The sequence below is a fragment of the Micromonospora sp. NBC_01638 genome, from assembly GCF_045209745.1.
In the GTDB taxonomy this organism is placed as follows: Bacteria; Actinomycetota; Actinomycetes; order Mycobacteriales; family Micromonosporaceae; genus Micromonospora.
Window position 1 is genome coordinate 1,664,979 of sequence record NZ_CP109273.1, and the last position, 22,422, is coordinate 1,687,400.

General features: G+C 71.2%; 24 protein-coding genes and 1 pseudogene. 9 read left to right on the top strand and 16 right to left on the bottom strand.

Features of this window, described 5'->3' with window-relative positions:
* Positions 1-88: 88 nt before the first annotated feature.
* The 9 genes and pseudogenes from OG811_RS07815 to OG811_RS07855 form a co-directional block, all read right to left on the bottom strand.
* On the bottom strand, positions 89-190 hold the full coding sequence (locus tag OG811_RS07815; RefSeq protein WP_007465623.1) for a 30S ribosomal protein bS22: 102 nt from the start codon (positions 188-190) through the stop codon (positions 89-91).
* A 214-nt stretch (positions 191-404) separates the two neighbouring features.
* The gene (locus OG811_RS07820) at positions 405-614 is read right to left on the bottom strand and encodes a helix-turn-helix domain-containing protein (RefSeq protein ID WP_007465625.1); all 210 of its coding nucleotides are present in this window, start codon (positions 612-614) and stop codon (positions 405-407) included.
* Between the two features lie 212 nt (positions 615-826).
* On the bottom strand, positions 827-2,011 hold the full coding sequence (locus tag OG811_RS07825; RefSeq protein ID WP_406072991.1) for an ABC transporter permease: 1,185 nt from the start codon (positions 2,009-2,011) through the stop codon (positions 827-829).
* 110 nt (positions 2,012-2,121) lie between these two features.
* Positions 2,122-2,991, bottom strand: a pseudogene (locus tag OG811_RS07830) (ABC transporter ATP-binding protein); the annotation flags it as partial.
* Positions 2,988-4,370 carry an efflux RND transporter periplasmic adaptor subunit gene (locus OG811_RS07835; protein ID WP_406072992.1) on the bottom strand — a complete coding sequence of 461 codons (1,383 nt, stop codon included), beginning with the start codon at positions 4,368-4,370 and terminating at the stop codon, positions 2,988-2,990. The gene OG811_RS07835 and the pseudogene OG811_RS07830, both read right to left, overlap by 4 nt.
* A gap of 42 nt (positions 4,371-4,412) precedes the next feature.
* A complete protein-coding gene (locus OG811_RS07840) occupies positions 4,413-5,702 on the bottom strand; it encodes a hypothetical protein (RefSeq protein ID WP_406072993.1) in 1,290 nt (429 codons plus the stop codon).
* 70 nt (positions 5,703-5,772) lie between these two features.
* Positions 5,773-6,348: a TetR/AcrR family transcriptional regulator gene (locus OG811_RS07845; protein ID WP_406072994.1), complete on the bottom strand. Its 576-nt coding sequence runs from the start codon at positions 6,346-6,348 to the stop codon at positions 5,773-5,775.
* Positions 6,341-7,141, bottom strand: coding sequence for an alpha/beta fold hydrolase (locus OG811_RS07850; RefSeq protein WP_406072995.1), 801 nt, complete (start codon positions 7,139-7,141; stop codon positions 6,341-6,343). Before OG811_RS07850 ends, OG811_RS07845 begins: the two co-directional genes overlap by 8 nt.
* 100 nt (positions 7,142-7,241) lie before the next feature.
* The gene (locus OG811_RS07855; RefSeq protein ID WP_406072996.1) at positions 7,242-8,162 is read right to left on the bottom strand and encodes a proline dehydrogenase family protein; all 921 of its coding nucleotides are present in this window, start codon (positions 8,160-8,162) and stop codon (positions 7,242-7,244) included.
* 106 nt (positions 8,163-8,268) lie between these two features.
* Between OG811_RS07855 and OG811_RS07860 the strand changes: the two genes are divergently transcribed.
* Genes OG811_RS07860 through OG811_RS07870 form a run of 3 tightly spaced genes read left to right on the top strand, consistent with a single transcriptional unit; the run spans position 8,269 to position 10,313 of the window.
* Positions 8,269-8,538: a hypothetical protein gene (locus OG811_RS07860; RefSeq protein WP_406072997.1), complete on the top strand. Its 270-nt coding sequence runs from the start codon at positions 8,269-8,271 to the stop codon at positions 8,536-8,538.
* A 1-nt stretch (position 8,539) separates the two neighbouring features.
* The gene (locus OG811_RS07865) at positions 8,540-9,706 is read left to right on the top strand and encodes a glutathionylspermidine synthase family protein (protein WP_406072998.1); all 1,167 of its coding nucleotides are present in this window, start codon (positions 8,540-8,542) and stop codon (positions 9,704-9,706) included.
* A 19-nt stretch (positions 9,707-9,725) separates the two neighbouring features.
* Entirely contained in the window at positions 9,726-10,313 is a 588-nt protein-coding gene (locus tag OG811_RS07870) for a CGNR zinc finger domain-containing protein (RefSeq protein WP_406072999.1), read from the top strand.
* A 55-nt stretch (positions 10,314-10,368) separates the two neighbouring features.
* On the opposite strand, the gene OG811_RS07875 is transcribed toward OG811_RS07870, so the two are convergent.
* Both OG811_RS07875 and OG811_RS07880 read right to left on the bottom strand, forming a co-directional pair.
* Positions 10,369-11,175 carry a sugar phosphate isomerase/epimerase family protein gene (locus OG811_RS07875; protein WP_406073000.1) on the bottom strand — a complete coding sequence of 269 codons (807 nt, stop codon included), beginning with the start codon at positions 11,173-11,175 and terminating at the stop codon, positions 10,369-10,371.
* Positions 11,176-11,250: 75 nt separating this feature from the next.
* On the bottom strand, positions 11,251-12,195 hold the full coding sequence (locus tag OG811_RS07880) for a Ppx/GppA phosphatase family protein (protein WP_406073001.1): 945 nt from the start codon (positions 12,193-12,195) through the stop codon (positions 11,251-11,253).
* Positions 12,196-12,275: 80 nt separating this feature from the next.
* Here OG811_RS07880 and OG811_RS07885 point away from each other — a divergent pair, with 80 nt between their 5' ends.
* From OG811_RS07885 to OG811_RS07895, 3 genes are read left to right on the top strand one after another with little or no spacing between them, the layout of a single operon-like run.
* Entirely contained in the window at positions 12,276-13,073 is a 798-nt protein-coding gene (locus tag OG811_RS07885; protein ID WP_406075585.1) for a hypothetical protein, read from the top strand.
* Between the two features lie 41 nt (positions 13,074-13,114).
* Positions 13,115-13,309, top strand: coding sequence for a hypothetical protein (locus OG811_RS07890; protein ID WP_406073002.1), 195 nt, complete (start codon positions 13,115-13,117; stop codon positions 13,307-13,309).
* On the top strand, positions 13,309-13,692 hold the full coding sequence (locus tag OG811_RS07895; protein WP_406075587.1) for a type II toxin-antitoxin system death-on-curing family toxin: 384 nt from the start codon (positions 13,309-13,311) through the stop codon (positions 13,690-13,692). Before OG811_RS07890 ends, OG811_RS07895 begins: the two co-directional genes overlap by 1 nt.
* A 183-nt stretch (positions 13,693-13,875) precedes the next feature.
* Here the strand turns inward: OG811_RS07895 and OG811_RS07900 are convergent, their stop codons facing one another.
* The gene (locus OG811_RS07900) at positions 13,876-14,559 is read right to left on the bottom strand and encodes a response regulator transcription factor (RefSeq protein ID WP_151489907.1); all 684 of its coding nucleotides are present in this window, start codon (positions 14,557-14,559) and stop codon (positions 13,876-13,878) included.
* 23 nt (positions 14,560-14,582) lie between these two features.
* Entirely contained in the window at positions 14,583-15,866 is a 1,284-nt protein-coding gene (locus tag OG811_RS07905) for a sensor histidine kinase (protein WP_406073003.1), read from the bottom strand.
* A 204-nt stretch (positions 15,867-16,070) separates the two neighbouring features.
* Between OG811_RS07905 and phoU the strand changes: the two genes are divergently transcribed.
* Positions 16,071-16,724, top strand: a complete 654-nt coding sequence (gene phoU / locus OG811_RS07910) for a phosphate signaling complex protein PhoU (RefSeq protein ID WP_406073004.1) — start codon at positions 16,071-16,073, stop codon at positions 16,722-16,724.
* A gap of 66 nt (positions 16,725-16,790) precedes the next feature.
* Here phoU and OG811_RS07915 read toward each other — a convergent pair whose 3' ends face one another.
* Positions 16,791-17,558 carry a phosphoglyceromutase gene (locus OG811_RS07915; protein ID WP_406073005.1) on the bottom strand — a complete coding sequence of 256 codons (768 nt, stop codon included), beginning with the start codon at positions 17,556-17,558 and terminating at the stop codon, positions 16,791-16,793.
* 152 nt (positions 17,559-17,710) lie between these two features.
* On the opposite strand from OG811_RS07915, the gene OG811_RS07920 reads away from it, so the two are divergent.
* Complete coding sequence (locus OG811_RS07920) at positions 17,711-18,994, top strand: MDR family MFS transporter (RefSeq protein ID WP_406073006.1); 1,284 nt, start codon at positions 17,711-17,713, stop codon at positions 18,992-18,994.
* Between the two features lie 68 nt (positions 18,995-19,062).
* On the top strand, positions 19,063-20,358 hold the full coding sequence (locus tag OG811_RS07925; RefSeq protein WP_406073007.1) for an MFS transporter: 1,296 nt from the start codon (positions 19,063-19,065) through the stop codon (positions 20,356-20,358).
* A gap of 372 nt (positions 20,359-20,730) precedes the next feature.
* Here OG811_RS07925 and OG811_RS07930 read toward each other — a convergent pair whose 3' ends face one another.
* Together OG811_RS07930 and OG811_RS07935 are read right to left on the bottom strand one after the other, a co-directional pair.
* Complete coding sequence (locus OG811_RS07930) at positions 20,731-21,552, bottom strand: hypothetical protein (RefSeq protein ID WP_406075588.1); 822 nt, start codon at positions 21,550-21,552, stop codon at positions 20,731-20,733.
* 332 nt (positions 21,553-21,884) lie between these two features.
* Positions 21,885-22,400 carry a YbjN domain-containing protein gene (locus tag OG811_RS07935; RefSeq protein ID WP_406073008.1) on the bottom strand — a complete coding sequence of 172 codons (516 nt, stop codon included), beginning with the start codon at positions 22,398-22,400 and terminating at the stop codon, positions 21,885-21,887.
* Between the last annotated feature and the right edge of the window lie 22 nt (positions 22,401-22,422).

The window sequence follows — 22,422 nt, forward strand, 5'->3', positions numbered from 1 at the left end:
GGGACGACCACGGCCTGATCACCTGAGCCTCCGGGAGTCGACAGTTTGGCAAGTGACGCCGAACGCCGGGCCGTGAGCCCGGCGGCGATCACTTGCCGAGACGGCGACGCTGGACGCGGGTCTTGCGCAGCAGCTTGCGGTGCTTCTTCTTAGCCATGCGCTTACGGCGCTTCTTGACCACCGAGCCCATACGACAGCCTTTCGATACAACGTGCGGGGCGGACCGGATGACACCACGCAGGTGGCGACGGCGACCGCTTACGGACAACGGACCGGACCAGTCTGGGCGGCGGGACGCACCGGTGGGGTCTCGGTCGGGGTTCAGGGTAGCCGGAGAGCGTCAGCCGGACCAACGCGCCCCCGTCGATGCCGGTTACGTGGCACTCGGAGGGCGGTCCGGTGGCTCAGGCGGTCTCCTGAAAAGCACCCCGGAGATATTCGTGCACCGCGTGCTCGGGCACCCGGAATGACCGGCCAACCCGCACGGCAGTGAGCTCACCGCTGTGCACCAGGCGATAGACCGTCATCTTCGACACCCGCATGACCGTCGCCACCTCCGCGACGGTCAAGAACTTGACCTCCGACAGCCGTCCGTCGGACTGCGACCCGGCCATGGCTCACCGACCCATCCCATGCCCGGCGCGTGCCAACCCGGCGGATGCTCCGGGCCGGGCCAGCGACGCGCGTGTTACCAGTACGGTAGCGGGGCGGCTGTTACCGGCGCGATCCCTTCGTGCAACTGATCATGTTTCTCCTCGCCGGTTCACCCGATCCGTTCCCCCATTTTCGCCCGCCTGCGTCCGCCGTCCGGTTGCTCCGCCGCTGCTCACTCGGCGCGCAGCGCGACCACCGGGTCGAGCCGCCCGGCGCGCTGCGCGGGGACGACCCCGAAGACGATGCCCACCACCGCCGACACGCCGAAGGCGAGCGCCAACGACCACCAGGTGATCGCGGCCGGGATCGGCGACAGCGCGTCGACCAGCAGGGCGGTCCCCACCCCCAGCGCCATCCCGGTCAGCCCACCGATGGTGGTGAGCAGCACCGCTTCGAGCAGGAACTGCACCCCGATGTCGCGGGGACGCGCGCCGACGGCCTTGCGCAGCCCGATCTCCCGGGTCCGCTCTCGGACACTGACCAGCATGATGTTGGAGACACCGACGCCGCCGACGAGCAACGAAATGCCGGCGATGGCGGCCAGTACGCCGGTCAGGACGCCGAGGATGTCGCCGAGTACGCCGAGGATCTGCTGCTGGGTGACCGCGCTGAACTCGGTGTCCGGATGACGGCGGTTCAGCTCGGCCACGATCCGCTCGCCCAACTCCTCGATCCGTTCCCGATCCGGAGCCTTCACCGCGATGCCGTCCACCCGCTGGGTGCCCCAGAGCCGCTGCGCGGCGGTCACCGGCACGTGCACCTCGTCGTCCCGGTCGACGCCGAGGCTCTGCCCGAGCGGCGCGAAGACACCGATCACCCGGAACCGCACCCCGGCCAGCGCCACCTGCTGGCCGAGCGGGTCCCGGTCGGGGAAGAGCGCACGGGCCACCGAGTCGCCGAGCACCGCCACCCGTCGGCTGGTGTCCACGTCGGTGCGGGTGAGGTAGCGGCCCCGGGCCAGCGACCGGGTGAACACCGCCGGGGTGGTCTCCAGCACGCCCTGCACGGTGGTGAAGTCGGAGCGCGCACCGGCTCGCGCGGTCGCCCCGGAGGCGACGGTGACCGCCACCCGATCGGGGTCGCCGACCACGCGGGTGACGGCGTCCACGTCCTTCAGGGTCAGCGGCGAGAGCACCGGCGCGTTGCCCACCTCGATCCTGCCGGGCACGACCAGCAGCAGGTTGGAGCCGAGGCCCTCGACCTGTTGCTCGACCTTCTGTTTGGTGCCGGTGCCGATGGCCACCAGCAGGACCACCGAGGCCACCCCGATGATCACCCCGAGCATGGTCAGCCCGCTGCGCAGCCGGTTGGCCCGTAGGGCGTCCAGCGCCACCCGCCACGCCTCGGCGACCCTCACGTCGCGCCTCCGGGCCGTTCGGCCGCAGCGGCCTCGCCCGGGGCGGCCTCGCCCGGGTCCGCCTTGGCCGGCGCGGCCTCGCCCGGGGCGACGTCGCGCGGGTTGGTATCGGGCCGCCCGGCCTCCTGCGGAAGGCGTCCGGTGGCTCCGGCGGCGCCGCCGGAGCCACCGGACGGGTGCCCCGGGCCGCTTCCGGACGCGGACCGGGGCTCCGCGCTGGGAGCGGAGACCAGTGTCGCAGGTCGACCGTGATCAACGGACGGCGGTCGATCATGAGAGGAGGACTGGTCGGCGCTGTCCGCCACGACGACGCCGTCGCGCATAGTGATTCGGCGCTGGGCCCGGGCCGCGACCTCCTGGTCGTGGGTGACCATCACCAGTGCCACCCCGGACTCCGCGTTCAACTGCTCCAACAGCTCCAGCACCGCCGCGCCGGTGACGCTGTCCAGGTTGCCGGTGGGTTCGTCGGCCAGCAGCACCGTCGGCTCGGTGACCAGCGCGCGGGCGATCGCCACCCGCTGCTGCTCACCGCCGGACATCTGGTTGGGCCGGTGGTCCAGGCGATGCCCGAGGCCGACCCGACCGAGCATCGCCGCCGCCCGCGTCCGACGCTGCCGGGCCGGCACACCCCGGTAGACCAGGGGCAGGGCCACGTTGTCCACCGCCGAGGTACGCGGCAGCAGGTGGAACGCCTGGAAGACGAAGCCGATCGTCTCGTTGCGCAGGGTCGCCATCTCCGGCGGGGCGAGGGCGTTGACGTCCCGCCCGCCGATCACCAACCGGCCACCGGTGGGCCGGTCCAGCCCGCCGAGGAGATGCATGAGGGTGGACTTGCCCGAGCCGGACGGGCCGACCAGCGCCACGTAGTCCCCCGGCTGCACGATCAGCGACACCCCGCGCAACGCCTCGACGGACACCCCGTCCAGTTGGTAAGTCCGGGACACATCCACCGCCTCGATCGCCGGCGGGGCGCCGGTCACCGGACTTCCTGGCCGTCGCGCACCTGGTCGGTGCCGCGCACCACGATCCGGTCGCCGGGTTGGACACCGTTGAGGATCTGCACCAGATCCGACCCCTGAACGCCCACGGTGACGGCTGCCCGGCCGGCCTTGCCGTCACGGACCACCCAGACCACGTCCCGGCCGTCGGCGGAGAACACCGCCGAGGCGGGGACGGTCACCGCGTCGGCGGCCTCGCGTACCCGCAGGTGCACGATCGCGTTCATGCCCGGTCGGGGGCTCGGGGCCAGCTCGTCCTCAGCCAGCTTCCCGGCGCCCAGTGCGAGGCGTACCCGGTAGGTGACCCCGCCCTGAGCAGAGCTGGTGGGCAGCACGTCCACCGAACGGACCGTGGCGTCGTAGCTGGCACCGGTGACAGCGTCCAACTCGACCGTGGCGGTGACGCCGGCCTTCACCAGCAGCACATCGGTCTCGTCCACCTCGGCGAGCAGCCCCAACTGCCCGGTGTCCACCACGGTCAGCACCGGCGTGCCTGCCGTGACCTGACCGCCGACCGCGACCGCGTCATCCACCCCGGCGGGCGGTCCGTTCTGGCCGGGGGTCAGCACGGACGGGTCGAGGCCGGCCCCACCGGCCTGCTCCAGCAGCCCCGCGAGGCCACCGGACGAGCCGCCGCCGGCCCGGGTGCCGCCCGGCTGCACCACCCCGCCGATCGGGGCGCGCAGGGTCAGCGCGTCAACGGTCGCCCTCGCCAGGTCGTACGCCTGCTGGGCCTGTAGCCGTTGTGCCGCGGAGAGCGCGCCGACGGCGGAGCTCAGCCCGTTGATCCCCCGCTGCACGGCGCGGACGGCCTGGTCGGCGCTGCGCGCGGCGGCAGCGTACTGCCGCTGCGCGGAGGTCACCTGGGTCAGCAGCGCGTCCCGCAGCTGCGGGTCGGCGATCTTTTCGGCCGCCTTCCGGGCGGCGTCGAACGCCTCGTCGGCTGCCTTGTCGGTGCCGCGCCGGCTGCTGGTCAGGCTGCCGGTGGAGACACCCCGTCCGGCGCGCTTCGCGGCGGTCAACGCCTCCTTGGCCTGACGGAGGCGCTGCTGGGCGGAGGGCGAATCGACCACGGCGAGCACCTGCCCCCGCTGCACCAACTGTCCGGGTTGGACGCGCAGGCTGGCCAGGGTGCCGTCGGCCGGAGCCGTCAGGGTGGCGGCGGCCCGAGCGGTCACCGTCGCGGGTGCGTCGATGACCTCGCTGACCGGGTTGCGGGCGGCCGAGGCGAGCGCGACAGGCGGCTGGTCGTCCCCGCACGACGCGGCGGTGGTGCCGGTGAGGACGGCGACGGCGGTCAGGGCGATGAGCAGGCGGGGCCGCGTGGCGCTCGCGGGCCGCGACGACTGGGGGCGGCGCACCCACCGATGGTACGGCTCCCCGTCGTGCCGCCCACGAGCCCGTCAGCCGGCGGCGGCCCGGACGTACGCGACGCACTCGTCGTGCAGCGTCGACCACTGCTCGCCGAACGCCTTCTCCGCAGCCACGTCGAGGGTTCTGCGATCGTGCACCACGGTCTTGAAGAAGGTGAGCAGTCGCAGCGGCCCGTACCTGTCGACGAGGTGCCGGACGGCCAGGTAGCCGATGCCGTAGCTGCCGCCGACCCGCTCGGCGGAGGCGTCGTCGGCGGGGTTGATGCCCTCCAACTTGCCGTCCCAACCGCCCCGGACCAGTTTCCGCACCTCGGCGATCCCCTCGTACCGGTCGACCGCCTGGTCGCCGGCGCCGGCGAACTCGGCCAGCCCTTCCACCAGCCACCAGGTGTCCTTGCCCGGGTAGCCGCGCTCCGGCAGGGAGGCCGCGTGGGTCAACTCGTGCCGGAGCAGGTCGTCGGTGCCGTTGCTGGAGAGCCCGTCGGCGTTGAGCACCACCTCGTGGTGCCCGCCGCCCACGGTCACCGCGTAACCGCCGGTCCATTCAGGTCGCTCGCCGCCGTACCAGCGCTGCCACTCGGTGCGGCCGGCGTAGAAGATCCGGTAGCGGTCCGGCCGCGATCCGGCTACCGCGTACCCGTCGGCGACCCTGGCCGCCGCTTCGGCCTGGACGAGCAGGCCGGGCAGTTTGCCGCGCAACGCCGGGGTGGTGGCGACGATGGTCCGCTCGCCGATCGCGACGGCCAGGTCGCTGATCTCCCACGGTCGGGTGCCAGTCTCCACCGACTTGGATTCCTCCATGGCGACCAACCGGGGCTGGTCGCCGTTCTCCCGCCAGCGGGTGCCGATCAGCACCGGGCTGGGCCGGCAGTTCGGTGTGACGAAGCAGTACTGGAAGCGCACCAGGAGGCGCCACTCGCCGGGCTTGCCGATGATCGGCACGGGCAGGCCGCTCGGCTCGGCTCGCCAGCCGGTCACCTTGAGCTCGCGTAGTGCGGCGTAGCGTCGGCGCAGGTCGGTGTGGGCGGCTGGATCGGCGATGGCGAGGAAACCGGCGCGGTCGCCGCTGAGGAGTGCTGCGGACTGCCGGTGGAGCTGGGCAGTGATCCGGTCGGCCAGCTCTCTGGCCACCGCCGTCGCAGGGTCGTCGGCCGCCGAGGTGCCAGCGCGGCTGAGCGTGGACCGGGCACCGCTCTCCCGGATCACTCCCGCGACGAGCACCGCCGGCAGGCCGCAGCCCAGCAGCAGGACGACCACCACGAGCACCGTCCACAGCGGCCAGAGCCGCCGTGGTGCTGGCTGCTGCACCCCGTCAGTCACCCGCCGAAGGGTACGACCAATCGGTGGATGGGGCGAAGCCGCCCCGCGCCGATCGGCCCGGCCAGCCGGCTCACGCGTCGGAGTTTGGCCAGGAGCGGAACGAGATGTCCATGCTGGCGACCAGTTGGTGGTACGAGCGGTCGACCTCGCGGGGCAGGCCGAAGCCGCCTGCGGCCTCCAGGGTGATGAAGCCGTGCAGGGCACTGCGCAGCACCCGGGTCGCGTCCACCGCGTCGTCGCCGGTGAGCCCGTAGCCGCGCAGCACCGCGAAGATGGCGCCGACCGCGCGCTCACCCGCCTCGATGTGCTCCGGGTCGGCCGGGTCGGGCACCTGCTGAGTCGCGGGGTAGCGGCCGGGGTGCCGGTGGGCGTAGTCACGGTAGGCGCCGGCCATCGCCCGGAGCGCGTCGCCGCCGGCCCGGCCTGCGGCGGCGGTGGTCAGCTCGGTGGCCAGCTCGGCGGTGGCCAGGGCGGAGAGCTTCTGCGCCAGCGCGTCCGCCCCCCGCACGTGCTTGTAGAGGCTGGGCAGCGCGACGCCGAGCCGGCTGGCGAGCGCGGCGAGGGTGAGCTGCCGGTAGCCGACCTCGTCGGCCAGCCGGGCCGCCTCCCGCACGACGGTCTGCTGGTTGAGGCCGACCCTAGGCACCGGTGCACACCGCCAGGAAGCCGAGCAGCTCGTCGGCGGTGCGCTGCGGCCGGTCGGCGTGGGGGTAGTGGCCGGACTCCTCGATCATCCGGGCCTCGGCGGTGCGGAAGAGCCGGCGGGCGGCCCGCGCCTCGGCGCCCGGGTCGGGGAAGTCCGGGTCCTTGGTGCCCATCAGGATCAGCACCGGCTGCCGGACCTGCGGGGCGCGGGCGGTCCAGTGCGGTTCGACCGGCAGGACCACACCGCGCATCGCGGCCATCCGGCCGGGCTCGCGCAGCTTTGCCACCATCGACCGGCGGTACGCGGCGTCGTCGGCGGGCCGGTGCACCGGGAACAGCGTCTTGTGGAACATCCCGAACAGGCGGGGGCTGCGGAGCACGGCCGCCAGCGCCATCCGCATCAGCGGGTTGAGCTTCGCCGCACCGACGAACGCGCCGATCTGCACGATGCCCGCGACCAGCTCGGGCGCGTCGGTCGCGGCGAAGACCACCGCCGCCGCGCTGGATGAGCTGCCGACCAGCACGGCCGGCCCGGCGTCGAGGTCGCGGACCACGGCCAGCAGGTCCGCGCCGACCTCCGCCGGGGCGTACGTGGACCAGCCGACGCTGGATTCACCGTGGCCCCGAACGTCGACCGAGGCGACCCGGTGACCGGCTGCGACCAGCAACGGCACCAGGTGTCGGTAGCTCGCCCGATTCTCACCCATGCCGTGCGAGAGGACGACCAGCGGGCCCTCCCCGTGCACCTCGTACGCGATGTGTCCGCCGTTCCGCCGCACCTGGCTAGTTGTCATAGCCATAAAGCTAACCTGATTAGCCAGCGCTCGTCAAGCGCATACGCGAACGGGCCGGCGGGACCACAGGGTCACCGCCGGCCCGCCGACCGGGTTCGGGTTACTTCTTGGAGATCAGGGCACGGCCGAAGAAGACCAGGTTCGCCGGGCGCTCGGCGAGCCGACGCATCAGGTAGCCGTACCACTCGTCGCCGTACGGGACGTAGGTGCGCACGGTGTAGCCCTCGCCGACCAGCCGGGCCTGCTCCTCGGGGCGGATGCCATAGAGCATCTGGAACTCGAAGCGCTCCGGCCCCCGGTCGAACCAGCGGGCCCGGTCCTCGCCGATCGCGATCAGCCGAGGGTCGTGGGTGGCCAGCATCGGGAAGCCGTCGCCGGACATCAGGATGTTCATGCAGCGGACGTAGGACTTGTCCACCTCACGGGCCGACTGGTAAGCCACCGACTCCGGCTCCTTGTACGCGCCCTTGCACAGCCGCACCCGCGACCCGGCCGAGGACAACTCCCGGCAGTCCGACTCGGTCCGGCGCAGGTACGCCTGGAGCACAGCGCCGGTCGACGGGAAGTCCTTGCGCAGCTTGGCCAGCACCTCCAGCGTCGAGTCCGTGGTGGTGTGGTCCTCCATGTCCAGGGTGACCGTGGTGCCCGCCGCGTCGGCCGCCGCGCAGATCGCCCGCGCGTTGTCGTACGCCAGCTTCTCGTCGAACATCTGGCCGAGTGCGGAGAGCTTCACGCTCACCTCGGCGGCCGGGGTGAGCCCCGCTGCGGCGAGCATCCTCAGCAGTTTCAGGTATTCATCGCGGGTGGCGATGGCCTGCTCGGGGGTGACGGTGTCCTCACCGAGGTGGTCGAGGGTGACCGCGAGACCATCGTCGACGAGCCCGCGGGTCGCGCGCAACGCGTCGTCGGTGGCAGCGCCGGCGACGAACCGGCGAACGACGTCCCGGGTGTACGGGGCGGTCGCGACGAGCCGCTCGACCTGGGATGACCGGGAGGCGGCGAGGATGACGGAACGGAGCATGAACCGAGCGTATCGCCCCTGCCAGGGGCCCCGCTGAGGGGCGGCCGGGCCGCCCCCGCTCAGGGGCGGGGCGGCGGCGGTGGCGACGATCGGCTACAACGATGCCGTGGACCAACGCCCCCGCCGCCGGCTCCGGTCGGCCTCCGTGCAGCTCGGCGCGCTCACCGCTCTCGCGCTCGCCCTCTCCGGCTGCAACATGACCTCGGACGACGACGATGACGACTGCGCCCTCGGGCCGGTCGGTGGCGGCGACACGGTCGCACTGGCGATGCGGGTCCCCGACACGGCCGCCGGTCGCGCCGCACCGGAGCCGACCACGGCGGCCATGCCCGAGCGCGGCGGGTTCGGCACCCACCTCGCCTCCTGCGGCGGCTGAGGTGCGCCGCGAGACGGTCACGCCGCGACCCGACTGGGACGCCACCATCCGGGCCCAGGGGCTGGTCTACGTCGACACCGAGCTGCCCGACGGCGGGGTCATGTCGTACTGGGACGAGACCGCCGCGTACGCCTTCGAGCTGGACGAGGTGCTGCGGCTGGAAGAGGCCACCGAGGAGCTGCACCGGATGTCGGTGGCCGCCGCCGAGCACGTGGTGGCCCAGCGCCGGTACGCCGAGTTCGGCATCCCGGCGTGGGCGGCCGACGCCGTGGCCCGGTCGCTGCGCGAGGCCCCACCCACCCTCTACGGGCGCTTCGACCTCGCCTACGACGGCACCTGGCCGCCAAAGATGCTGGAATACAACGCGGACACCCCGACCGCGCTTGTCGAGGCGAGCATCATCCAGTGGTACTGGCTGGAGCAGACCTGGCCGGACCTGGACCAGTGGAACAGCCTGCACGAGCGGCTGGTCGGCGCCTGGGCCAAGATCGGGGCCGGGCTGCACGATCCTCGGGTGCACGTGCTCTGGTCGAACGAGGAGGAGTCGGGCGAGGACCACATGACCGCCGGCTACCTCGCCGAGACCGCCCGACAAGCCGGCCTGGACGTCGCACTGCTCCCGATCCAGGAGATCGGCTGGGACGGCCGGCGCTTCGTCGACGACGCCGACCGCCCGGTGACCACCTGCTTCAAGCTCTACCCGTGGGAGTGGATGCTGGCCGAGCCGTACGGGCCGGTGGCGCTGGCGCCGGGCACCCCGACCACCTGGATCGAGCCGGCGTGGAAGCTGCTGCTGTCCAACAAGGCGCTGCTCGCGGTCCTCTGGGAGCTCTACCCCGACCACGAGTTCCTCCTTCCGGCCTACCTCGACTCGCCGCGCGGCATGCCGGAGTACGTGGCCAAGCCGCTGCTCGGCCGAGAGGGCGGCTCGGTACGCATCGTCACCGCCGAGGAGGAGATCACCAACCCGGGGATCTACGGCGACGAGGGCTGGTGCTACCAGGAATTCCGGGCGTTGCCACAGTTCGACGGTCATCGGATGGTGCTGGGCAGCTGGATCGTCGACGGCGAGTCAGCCGGGGTGGGAGTGCGGGAGAGCGCCAGCCTGATCACCGACGGTTACGCCCGTTTCCTGCCGCACTACATCGACGCGCCGCGCACCCCATGAGTCGTCTACCGTTGGGGGCGTGAACTTCGACGCGTACGCCCGGACCGGCGTTGACCTGGTCAACGCCCGCCTGGACGACCTCGACGACCTGCGGGCCCTCTTCCCCGACGACAACGCCTGGATGCGCGACGAGGTCGCGGACCGGGACGTCGCGATCTTCCGGCGGGCCCAGAAGCGGTTGCGCAACGTCTTCGAGTACGGCACCTCGGGGCGGGACGCCCAGGCGGTCACCGAGCTGAACACGCTGCTCGAGGCGTTCCCGGTGCAGCCGCGGATCTCCGGGCACGACTCCAGCGACTGGCACATGCATGTGACCAGCCGGGGCGCCTCGGTCAGCGCGGAATACCTGGCCGGCGCGGTCTGGGGGCTGTCGGTCTGGCTCTGCGAGTACGGCAGCGCCCGGTTCGGGGTCTGCGCCGACGAGCGGTGCGGCAACGTCTACCTGGACACGTCGTCCAACTGCTGCCGGCGGTTCTGCTCGGAGCGCTGCGCCACCCGCTCGCACGTGGCGGCGCACCGGGCCCGCAAGCGGGCGGCGGTCGGCGAGCAGGTGACGGTCGCCGCGCAGCCGACCGCGGGCGCCGACTCGCTCACGCCGGTCAGCTGACACCGCCACCGCCACCGCCACCGCCACCGTCCCGGGGCGGGGCGGGGCGGACGGGTCAGGCGTCGATCGGGGACGGCGCGGTCAGGTGCTGGCGGGCGAATTCCAGCGCGGCGCGCAGGTCCGCCTCGCGCACCGCGCGGCTCTTCGCGCCCCGGGTGGCGACCTCCACCGCCACCGACCCGGTGAAGCCCCGGCCGGCCAGCGAGGACAGCAGCTCCCCGCAGGGTTGGGTGCCGCGCCCGGGCACCAGGTGCTCGTCGCGGCCCTCGCCGGTGCCGTCACCGAGGTGCACGTGCGCCAGCCCGGCGCCCATCCGGTCGGCCATCTCCAGGGGGTCGCTGTGCGAGGCCGCGCAGTGCGACAGATCCAGGGTGTACGACGGGTAGCCGGTGTCGGTGGGATCCCAACCCGGCACGTACGGAACGAACTGCCGACCCGCCATCCGCACCGGGTACATGTTCTCCACCGCGAAGCGCAGGCCGTTGAACTGGTCCGCGACCGTAGCCAACCCCTCGGCGAAGTTGCGCGCGTAGTCGCGCTGCCAGGTGAACGGTGGGTGCACCACGACGGTCGGCGCCCCCAGCGTCTCGGCCAGCTCGCCGGCCCTGCGCAGCCGCTCCCACGGGTCCGGGCTCCACACCCGCTGGGTGACCAGCAGGCAGGGCGCGTGCACCGAGAGCACCGGCACGTCGTAGTGCGTGGAGAGGCCGCGCAGCGCGCCCGCGTCCTGGCTGACCACGTCGGTCCAGACCATCACCTCGACGCCGTCATAGCCGAGTGCCGCGGCCAGTTGGAACGCCGCCGCGGTCGGCTCGGGGAAGACCGACGAGCTGGACAAAAGCACGGGAACGCGGGAAGTCACATCAGCCAGCGTAGCCCGGCAGCGCCGGAGGCACCGTGACGAGAGCCGGCAAAGCGGCCGAAACCGGCCGCCCGGTCAGATCGGTTCGAGGTGATCCAGCCGGCGGAGAATGACCCCCTCCCGCAGCGCCCACGGGCAGATGTCCAGCGAGTCCAGATCCAGGCGGCGCATCACCGCCTCGGCGACCACGGCACCGGCCAACAACTGGTGGGCCCGACCGGCGTTGACCCCCTCCAACTCCATCAACTGGGCCGGTGGGATGTGCCGGATGAAGCCGATGACCTGCCGCAACCCGGCGCGGGTCAGCCTGCGCCGCACCCAGAGCCCGGCACCGGACGGTGCCGCCCCGGCCAGTCGGGCCAGGGTGCGGAACGTCTTCGAGGTGGCCACCGCCCGGTCCCAACCCACCTCGGTCACCTGATCGACGACCTTGTCCAGCCGGCCGTCCACATACTCCCGGAGCTTGTCGATGGTCTCCGCCGACGGCGGGACCGCGCTGCCCGACTCGACCCGCAGCCACTCCCGGGTCAGCCGGCCGGCCCCGAGCGGCAGTGAGACCGCGACGTCCGGGTCCTCGTCGATGCCGGCGGCGATCTCCAGCGAGCCGCCGCCGATGTCCAGCACCAGCAGCCGCCCCGCCGACCAACCGGACCAACGCCGTACCGCCAGGAACGTCATCCGCGCCTCGTCCGCCCCGGAGAGCACCGCCAGGCGTACGCCGGTCTCGTCACGGACCCGGGCCAGCACCTCGGCCGCGTTGGTGGCTTCGCGAACCGCGGAGGTGGCGAACGCGATCAGGTCGTCGACCTTCAGCCCGGTGGCCGCCGCCTTGGCCATGCCCACGGCCTTGACCAGGCCGTCCGCGCCCGCCTCGGTCAACGCGCCATCCGGGCCGATCTGCTCGGCCAGCCGGAGCACCACCTTCTCGGAGTGCGCCGGCCACGGGTGCGCGCCGTGGTGCGCGTCCACCACGAGGAGGTGCACCGTGTTGGACCCAACATCGAGGACACCCATTCGCATGGTGAAGACCTTAGGTGCAACACGTTTGCGCGGCTCGGCGGCCCACGGACGGCACCGCGCGTACGCTGGGCCGAGTGACGATGGAGCTCCGTGTGCTGGTGGACGACCCGGGCGACCCGCGCAGCCGCGAGGTGCCACTGGACTTCCCCCGGGAGTGGATCGAGTTCACCGACCCGGCCGACGAGACGCACCTTATCCGGGCCGACCTGACCTGGCTGCTCTCCCGCTGGACCTGCATCTTCGGCAAGGGCTGCCACGGCATCATCGCCGGCCGGGCCGCCGACGGTTGCTGCTCGCACGGGGCGTTCTTCACCGACTCGGACGACGAGAAGCGGGTCCGCAAGGCCGTCAAGCGGCTCACCCCGTCGACCTGGCAGCATTTCCGGCGCGGGTTCAAGAACTGGACCGACGAGGACACCATCGACGGCAAGAACCCGGCCCGCCGCACCGCCACCCAGGGCAGCGAGGGTCCGTGCGTGTTCCTCAACGACGCCGACTTCGTCGGCGGGGGCGGCTGCGCTCTGCACGCCCAGGCGTTGCGCGACGGGGTGCACCCGTTGGAATACAAGCCGGACGTCTGTTGGCAGCTGCCGATCCGCCGAGATCAGGACTGGGTCAATCGACCGGACAACTCCAAGGTGCTGGTCTCCACCCTGTCCGAGTTCGACCGGCGGGGTTGGGGAGCCGGCGGGCACGACCTGGACTGGTGGTGCACCTCCTCGACGGACGCGCACGTGGGCGCCGAGCCGATGTACCTGTCGTACTCCCCGGAGCTGACCGCGCTGATCGGCGCTGCCGCGTACGAACGGCTGGCCGAGCTGTGCGCGGCCAGGACGAAGCAGGGCATGGTCGCCCCCCACCCCGCCGACAAACTTTAGCTGATCTTGGTAGCAAGCTTGCTACCATTTGCGGTATGGCCATGACGCTCCGACTTGACGATGACCGGGAACGGCAACTCCGTCTCGTCGCGGACGAGGAAGCGCGGTCGATGCACGCCGTCGTCGTCACCGCGATCGACGACTACCTGGCACGGCGAAACGCGAAGGAGTTCGGCGACCTCGCGGACGAGATCATCGAACGCCACGCCACGCTGCTCGCTCGCCTGGCGGAGTGATGACGGAGATCCGTTATCCCACGCTCGCTGACGTCGCGGGCATCGCCCGCAAGCTCGGCGTCGGAATCAGGGACGCCGGCCTCGCGGAGTCGGCCGTGGCTCGGCCGCAGACGAGCGTGTTCGGGGAGGACGCCTACCCTGACCTGTGGACCAAGGCGGCCGCGCTGCTGCATTCACTGGTCAACAACCACCCGTTCCTGGACGGCAACAAGCGGATCGGCTGGATCGTGGCCATCACCTTCCTGTTGCAGAACCGCGCCATCACCATCACGCAGCTCGACAAGACCGATCAGGACAACGCGTACGACCTGGTCATCGGCGTGGCAGAGAGCCGGCTAACGGAAGTTGCCGAAATCGCCGCAGCGTTACGCAAGCTGTTCTGAGCTGAGCGCCACAGCCGGCCAGCGCGTCAAACATCCCGACCAACTGGTCGCGCGGCTCGTTGCCGGCGTCCCGAGCTGCCGGCTCGACACCGCCAACTTCAAACATCAAGGTTGTCCGCTGAGCGAGCGCGGACGGCCCGAAGGGGCCTGCGTCGAGCGCAGGGCCCCCTTCGGGTACGCCGATCACGGCTCGAACTTGTAGCCCAGGCCCCGGACGGTGACGATGAAGCGCGGCGCGGACGGCTCTGGTTCGATCTTGGAGCGCAGCCGCTTGACGTGCACGTCCAACGTCTTGGTGTCACCGACGTAGTCGGCGCCCCAGACCCGGTCGATGAGCTGGCCACGGGTGAGCACCCGGCCCGCGTTGCGCAGCAGCAGTTCCAGCAGCTCGAATTCCTTCAGCGGCAGCTGCACGGCCCCGCCGTCGACGGTCACCACGTGCCGCTCGATGTCCATCCGCACCGGCCCGGCGGCCAGCGTCGGAGCGCCCGCGTCAGCCACCTCCGGGCTCTGCCGGCGCAGCACCGCGCGGATCCGGGCGACCAGCTCCCGAGGCGAGTACGGCTTGGTGACGTAGTCGTCGGCGCCGATCTCCAGCCCGACCACCTTGTCGATCTCGCTGTCCCGGGCGGTGACCATGATGATCGGCACGGCGGAGCGCTGCCGCAGCTGCCGGCAGACCTCGGTCCCCGACATCTCGGGCAACATCAGGTCGAGCAGCACGATGTCGGCGCCGGTTCGGTCGAACTCGGTGAGGGCGTCGGTGCCGGTCGCGGCGACCGAAACCTCGAAGCCCTCCTTGCGGAGCATGTACGACAAGGCGTCGGAGAACGACTCCTCGTCCTCGACCACCAGAACGCGGCTCAACGGGGATTTCCTTTCCATTGCTGTCAGACCTGCCGTAGCCCAGTCGGACCGGACTCGATCCCAACCGGCGGTAGTGTCGCCAGCAGGTCTTCCGGTGGGCTGGCGGGCAGCCGGAGGGTGAACGTCGATCCGCCACCAAGAGTGCTCGATACCTCGACCCGTCCGCCATGGTTGCTCGCGATGTGTTTCACGATCGCCAGGCCGAGCCCGGTGCCGCCGGTGGCACGCGAGCGGGCCTGGTCGGCCCGGTAGAACCGTTCGAAGATCCGGTTCACGTCGGTGGGGGCGATGCCGATGCCCTGGTCCGCGACGGCGATCTCGACGTGCTCGTCGTCGCCGCGGAGGGTGACCCGCACCGCGGTGTCCTCGCCCGAGTAGTTGATGGCGTTCTCCACCAGGTTCGCCACCGCTGTGGCGAGCTGCGAGTCGCTGCCGTACGCGGTGAGACCACGCTCCCCGTCCACGATCACCTCGACACTCCGGGCGGAGGCCGTGGTGCGGGTCCGGTCGACCACCTCGGCGATCACCCAGTCCAGCGAGACCGGCTCCGGTGGCGGCTGCGGTTCGGCACCCTGCAACCGGGTCAGCTCCAGCAACTCCTGCACCAGCCGGCCCAGCCGGGTCGACTCGTGCTGGATCCGTTCGGCGAACCGGCGGGCGGCCACCAGGTCCTCGGAGAGGTCAGGCGCTGCGGCGTCGGCCGGCTCGGTCGCGTCCAGCAACGCCTCGGCGAGCAGTTGCAGCGCCCCGATCGGCGTTTTGAGTTCGTGGCTCACGTTGGCCACGAAGTCGCGTCGCACGCGGGTCAGCCGGTGCGCCTCGGTCACGTCGACCGCCTCGACCGCGACGACACCGTTGCCGAGGCCCATCGCCCGCAGGTGCACGCCGAGCGGGTTCTCCCCGGCGCTGTCGCGGCCTCGGGGCAGGTCCAGCTCGATTTCGCGCCGCACCCCGGTGCGTCGCACCTGGCCGGCAAGGGTACGGATCAAGGGGTGCGCGGCGATCGAGCCGGGGGTGCTGCCGGTGCGCAGAAGCCCCATCGCGCGGGCGGCCGGATTGATCAGAACGGGCACGTCGTCGTCGTTCAGGACCACGACACCGGCCCGGAGCGAGTCGATCGTCCGGCGGCCGAGCCCGGCCTGCTGCTCGTCGGCTATCGCGGGCCTCCCCCTGCTCCAGCGGGAGCTCGCGCTCCCCGTCGACGTGGAGCGATCCTCCCGCGCCGGCAGGAACCGGGGCAGCAGGAAACCGGCGGCGACCCCGGCCACCAACACCACGGCCACGACGGCCGCCACTGCCCACTCCACCCGGCGATCGTAGGGTCATTGTTAACCTGGCTACCATCCAGACCGGGACGAAACCCCCTCACTTCCGAAATTGTTCACCCCTGCGTCTGGCGTCGTTCACCGTGGTTCATCCGAGGTCCGTCATTGCCCCCTACCCTTGGCGTCGCACCTGCTCAACCCCCTGCGCCGGCACCCGTCGGCGGCGACCGACCACAGGACGTGATGATGCGCGACGAGTTCCGGGCCGACCTCCAGATCGTCAGCCAACTGCTGGTGGACATGGCGGAGGGCGTCCGCGCCGCCTTGCGCCAGGCCACCCGGGCCCTGCTCACCGCCGACCGGCAGTCCGCCGAGACGGTCATCGAGCGGGACGCCGAGATCGACGACCTCTACCGGCACGTCGAGGAGCGGGTCTGTGACCTGCTCGCCCGACAGGCACCGGTTGCCTCCGACCTCCGGGCGATGATCACCGCGCTGCACGTGGCCGCTGATCTGGAGCGGATGGGCGACCTCGCCGAGCACGTGGCGAAGACCGCGTTGCGCCGGCACCCCTCCCCAGCCGTTCCGGCCGAGCTGCGGAAGGTCTTCACCGAGATGTCCGAGATCGCCGACCGGATGGCCGTGAAGATCGGTTCGGTGCTGGCGAAGCCCGACGCCGACCTCGCCAGCGAGCTGGACCACGACGACGATGCCATGGACGAGCTGCACAAGAACCTGTTCGCGGTGCTGCTCGGCGACGACTGGCCGTACGGGGTGGAGACCGCGATCGACGCCACCCTGCTGGGTCGCTTCTACGAGCGCTTCGCCGACCACGCGGTCAACGTCGGCGAGCACGTGGTCTACCTGATCACCGGCCACAGCACGCCCACCAGCAACTGACCCCGATTGAGAAGGGGCGCCTCGTCATCGCTTTGCCGCGATGACGAGGCGCCCCTTCCGTGCTGATCAGCGACCCTGGTTGGCCACCGCCGCGGCGGCTGCCTTCGCGGCGGTCGGGTCGAGGTAGGTGCCGCCCAGAGTGAGCGGACGCAACTGCGGGTCGAGATCGTAGCGCAGCGGGATGCCCGTCGGGATGTTCAGCTTGGCGATCGCCTCGTCGGAGATCTGGTCGAGGTGCTTGACCAGGGCGCGCAGGGAGTTGCCGTGCGCGGCCACCAGCACCGTCCGGCCGGCCAGGATGTCCGGCACGATCGAGTCGTACCAGTAGGGCAGCATCCGGTCGACGACGTCCTTGAGGCATTCGGTACGCGGCATCAGCTCGGCCGGCAGCAGCGCGTAGCGCGGGTCACCGACCTGCGACCACTCGTCGTTGTCGTCGATCGGCGGCGGTGGCGTGTCGTACGACCGGCGCCAGAGCATGAACTGCTCCTCGCCGTACTCATCCAGGGTCTGCTTCTTGTCCTTGCCCTGCAGGGCGCCGTAGTGCCGCTCGTTGAGCCGCCACGACCGGCGCACCGCGATCCAGTGCCGGTCGGCGGCGTTGAGCGCCAGCTCGGCGGTGCGGATCGCACGGCGCATCACGCTGGTGTGCACGACGTCCGGCAGCAGGCTGTGCTCGCGCAGCAGCTCGCCGCCGCGCCGCGCCTCGTCCTCGCCCTTCTCGGTCAGGTCGACGTCCACCCAGCCGGTGAAGAGGTTCTTGGCATTCCAGTCGCTCTCACCGTGCCGCAGCAGGACCAGCGTCCCGACGGTGGGCCCTTCGCTCGCAGTCATGCGGATCATCCTGCCTCAATCGCCCGGTGGACACGCGGGCAGCCGTCGTGACGACCACCACGTGAAAATGCGGGTGACCGACGGATCCGCCCGCCACTAGGGTCGTAAGGCGCGACAGTCACATCGGTCATTACTTACAAGCGGGGCGCCATATGCGGTCGATGCGGAATTGGTTCCGGGACACCACCGGCGGCCTTCCGACCACCTTCTGGTATCTGTGGTGCGGCACCCTGATCAACCGGCTCGGCTCGTTCGTCCTCATCTTCCTCGCCATCTACCTGACCCAGGAACGTGGCTTCTCGGCCTCTCAGGCCGGCCTGGTGATCGGCCTCTGGGGCGTCGGTGGCGCGTTCGGCACCACCGCCGGCGGCACCCTCGCGGACCGGTGGGGCCGACGACCGACGTTGCTCACCGCGCACATCGGCGCGGCCGCCATGATGCTCGCGCTCGGGCTGGCCCGGGACCTCTGGGCGGTGGCGCTGGGCGCCCTGCTGCTCGGCATGTTCGCCGAGGCGGCCCGGCCCGCGTTCGGGGCAATGATGATCGACGTGGTGCCGGCGAAGGACCGACTGCGTGCCTTCTCGCTCAACTACTGGGCGATCAACCTGGGCTTCGCCTGCGCCGCCGTCCTCGCCGGCCTCGCCGCGCAGGCCGACTACCTGCTGCTGTTCGTGGTCGATGCCGCCACCATGCTGATCACCGCGCTGATCATCTTCAGCCGCGTGCCGGAGACCCGGCAGACCGACCCTGCCACCGCTGCCGCGGCGAAGGCCCCGCGCGGCGCCCTGCGCACGATCCTCACCGACCGCGTCTACCTCGGCTTCGTGGCACTCAACCTGTTCGCCGCGCTGGTCTTCCTCCAGCACATCTCGATGCTGCCGATCGCCATGGGCGACGACGGCCTGAGCCCGGCCACCTACGGCACGGTGATCGCGCTCAACGGCGTCCTCATCGTGGTCGGCCAACTCTTCGTGCCCCGACTGATCCGGGGCCGGAGCCGCTCACACGTGCTCGCGCTGGCGTCCGTGGTGATGGGCGTCGGGTTCGGGCTGACCGCGTTCGCCGGCACCGCCTGGTTCTACGGGCTGACCGTGCTGATCTGGACGATCGGCGAGATGCTGAACTCGCCCTCCAACGCCACGCTTATCGCGGAGCTCTCCCCAGCCGAGCTACGCGGTCGCTACCAGGGCGTGTTCTCCCTCTCGTGGCAGATCGCCGGGGCCAGCGCGCCGATCCTCGGCGGCCTGGTGCGCGAGCACGCCGGCAACGACACGCTCTGGTATGGGTGCGCCGCACTCGGCGCCCTGACCGCGGTGGCCCATCTGGTGTCCGGGCCGGCCCGGGAGCGCCGCGCCACCGCCTTGCGCCGCTCCGGCGAAGCGCTTGCACCGGTCACCGCCAACCGAGGGTCACAGCCCGCCGAGGCAGTCGTCTGACGACTGGCGCGGCGCGGCCCGAGTTTCTACTGTGCAACAGTTAATAAACTGAACTGTCGGGAGGTCGGGTGTACGCCCTGCGGCGCTGGTGGCACGACACCGCGGGCGGGCTCCCCGCCACCTTCTGGTACCTCTGGGCCGGCCTGCTGATCAACCGGGCCGGCGCGTTCGCCATGCTGTTCCTCTCGCTCTACCTCACCGACGAGCGGGAAGCAAGCGTTGGGCTGGCCGGCACGGTCGTCGGCGCGTACGGGGCCGGCGGGGCGGCCGGAACGCTGCTCGGCGGGGTGCTTGCCGACCGGTGGGGCCGCCGGGCAACCCTGCTCGCCGCGCACCTCGCCACGGCCGTCCTGATGGTGGCACTCGCCTTCAGCCGGCCACTGCTCCTGATCGCGGTGCTCTCCGCGCTGGTCGGCGTGGTCCACTCGATGCCGGGTCCAGCGTTCGTCGCGGCAATCGTCGACGTGGTGCCCGCGCAACGCCGCTCGCGCGCGTTCAACCTCCAGTTCTGGGCGTTCAACCTGGGAATGGCGGTCGCCTCACTGCTCGCCGGGGTGCTGGCCGAGGCGAGCTTCACCGCGCTTTTCCTGGTGGACGCCGGGGCAACCCTGACCGCCGCCGCCGTGATCGGTTGGAAGGTGCCGGAGACCCTGCGGCTGGCCACGACAACGGCCGAACCTCCGCAGGCCACCCGCCCGGCGCCGCGGTCCGTCCGGCCCCGCCGACCAGGACTGCACACCGCGCTCACCGACCGTACCTTCCTGGTCTTCGTCGGGCTCACCTTCCTGCTGGCCGTGCTCACCATGCAGACGTCGACGATCATGCCGCTGGCCATGCGCGCGGACGGCCTGGGTCCATCGGCGTACGGGGTGGTGGTGGCGCTCGGCGGCGCGCTGATCGTGGTCGGGCAACTGTTCGTGCCCCGGCTGATCGATCGGCACCGCAAGGACGTCGTGCTGGCCACCTCCACCGCGCTGCTGGCGCTCGGCTTCGGGGTGCTCGCCGTCGCCGACGAGCTGGCCATCTACCTGGGTGCCGCGGTGATCTGGACGGTCGGCTCGATGCTCGCCGCCCCGCCGAACGCGCAGATCAACGCCGACCTGGCACCGCCGCAACTACGGGCGCGGTACCAGTCGGTCTTCTACCTGACGTTCCCGGCCGCCGCGTTCGTCGCTCCCACCCTCGGCGGGGTGAGCCTGCAGCACCTCGGCGACCGGCACTGGTTGATCGTGGCTGGGCTTGGCCTGCTGGCCGCGCTCGGGCATCTGCTCGCCGGGCCACCCCGCGAGCGGCACGTCGCCGCGCTGCGCCGGGTCGCCAGCCGGGAGCCGACGACAGCCACAGATCGCGTGCCGACCGCGTAAACGGCAGGTGACGCAAAGCGCCCACCACGTCCCTGAGGTCGTGGTGGGCGCCCGCCGGTGGGGCCGGCGGCGGCGGGCAACACTCACCCCCGTAAGCATCGCCCGCTCACGCCGCCGGTCCAAACAGGTGGGCACCGTCCCCCAACGGTTATCCACCCGTTTCCTCGCGTCTCGCCTGGTGCGCGGATCTGATCGATCCGCCGCTCCCCCGAACGTTCCCAAGCGTGGCGCGGTGCAATAAAGTTAGTTCGCCCGGATTCTGGATTCAACCTGGAACGCTGTCTCGCCGGTCACAACTGGCGAGGATCCGCTGCTCGGGCCTTGATCTTTGACAACAACGGCGTACCCGTCAGCCATTCCCGCAAACACCTCTCAACCGTCATTTCGATCGGGTGACTCGGTGCGGAAGAAGTTGCTCTGCCGGCCGTCGCGCATCTGCTCCTGATAAATCAGGTTCAGCCGGCGCAGGTCAAAGGTGTAGAACCACTCATCCCAGGTGATCTCACGGATCCGGCTACTTTCCCGGTATCCGGGGATGTTGAAGGTCAACACACCCGCCCGGCCGTCCCGCTCGGTGCCAGCGATGGTCGCCGGCTTCGCCCCGCGCTCCCGGGCCCAGCGCTGGATCACCTCATGATTCGTGGTGATCAGGCTCCGTCCCGGTCGCTCCGGCCGGTCCATGATCGACGAGATCACCTGGGAGCTCCTGACCGACCGACCGCTACCCGGTCCGGTCCGGATCCCACCGGCCGCCGTGCTCCCTCCGGCCGACTGCGGCGCCGTGCGCTTCGCCGTGGTGCGCTCGGCAGGTGCCGCCCGCTTCGCCGCAGCGCGCTTGGCAGGTATCGCGCGCTTCGCCGCCGGCCGCGCCGTTGTCTTCTTCGCCGCCGTTGTCTTCTTCGCCGCCGTTGTCTTCTTCGCCGCCGTTGTCTTACGCACGGCGGTCGTCTTCTTCGCGGCGGCCCGCTTCGCGGGTGCGCTCTTGTTCGCCGGCGCGGCCTTCGCGCGGCTCGGCGCCGCCTTGGCCGCCGACTTCTTGGTGGCAGCGGCACGACCCCCCGGGCCGGTGCTGCTCCGACCCGCGCCGGCCCGCATCGAACGCACCAACTGTTTCACCAGGTCGGGTTTACGCAGCGCGGAGATCCCGGAGACCCCGCGTTCGCGTAGCTGCCCGCGGATGTCGTCCACCCGCATCCGGGAGATCTCCGACTCGGAGATTCCAGAGGTGCCCGGCGTCTGGTTGCCGGACTGTCGCTTGGTTTTGGTCGCAGTCGCGCCGCGACCTGAGCTGTTCCGCTGAGCCATTGGGACGCTCCGCTCCTTGACACTCCGTCCTCGGCGCGCGGGGGTCCCTTGCCGCACCGCGCGGGTGCGGCATACCCGCCAGGAGCACTCCGAACCACCGTCAGTTCGCCATGAGCGGGGTGTTGGATCCAGGATCGAGTGGCATTGGCGCGTCGGTGAGGCCACTACTTCCTGGTAATTCCTGTCTGAACGCGATTTTGCGCGAGGCGCGAGGCGAGTGGTCAGGCCGGGTCGGAGCCGGAGCCGGAGGGCTCGAAGAGATGGGCGAACGCGGCCAGGTTGGCGGTCGACTCGCCGCGCTTGACCCGCCACTCGTACTCGCGCCGGATCGAGCTGCCGAAGCCGATCTCCAGCATCGTGTCGAACGACTCGTCGGCGTACGTGAGCACGGCACCGAACAGCCGGTCCAACTCGTCGGCGTCCACGCCGGCCGGATTGACCCGCCCGGTCAGGTACACGTCGCCAACGGCGTCGGTGGAGAAGGAGACCCCGTACATCCGGGCGTTGCGCTGCAACAGCCAGGCCCACAGCTCCTCACGGCGCTCGTCCGGCTGACGCATCACGAACGCCTCGATCCGCAGCGCGTGCTCGCCGACGATCAGGTTGCAGACCGTCTTGAGCTTGTGGGTGCCCGGCAGGGTCACCGCGTACGAGCCGGGGCCGGTCGACTCCCAGACCAGGTCACGCTCGGCACAGACCGACTCGATCAGGGTCGCAAGATCGCTCTTCGGGCTCACCGGACCCACTCTACGACCGACC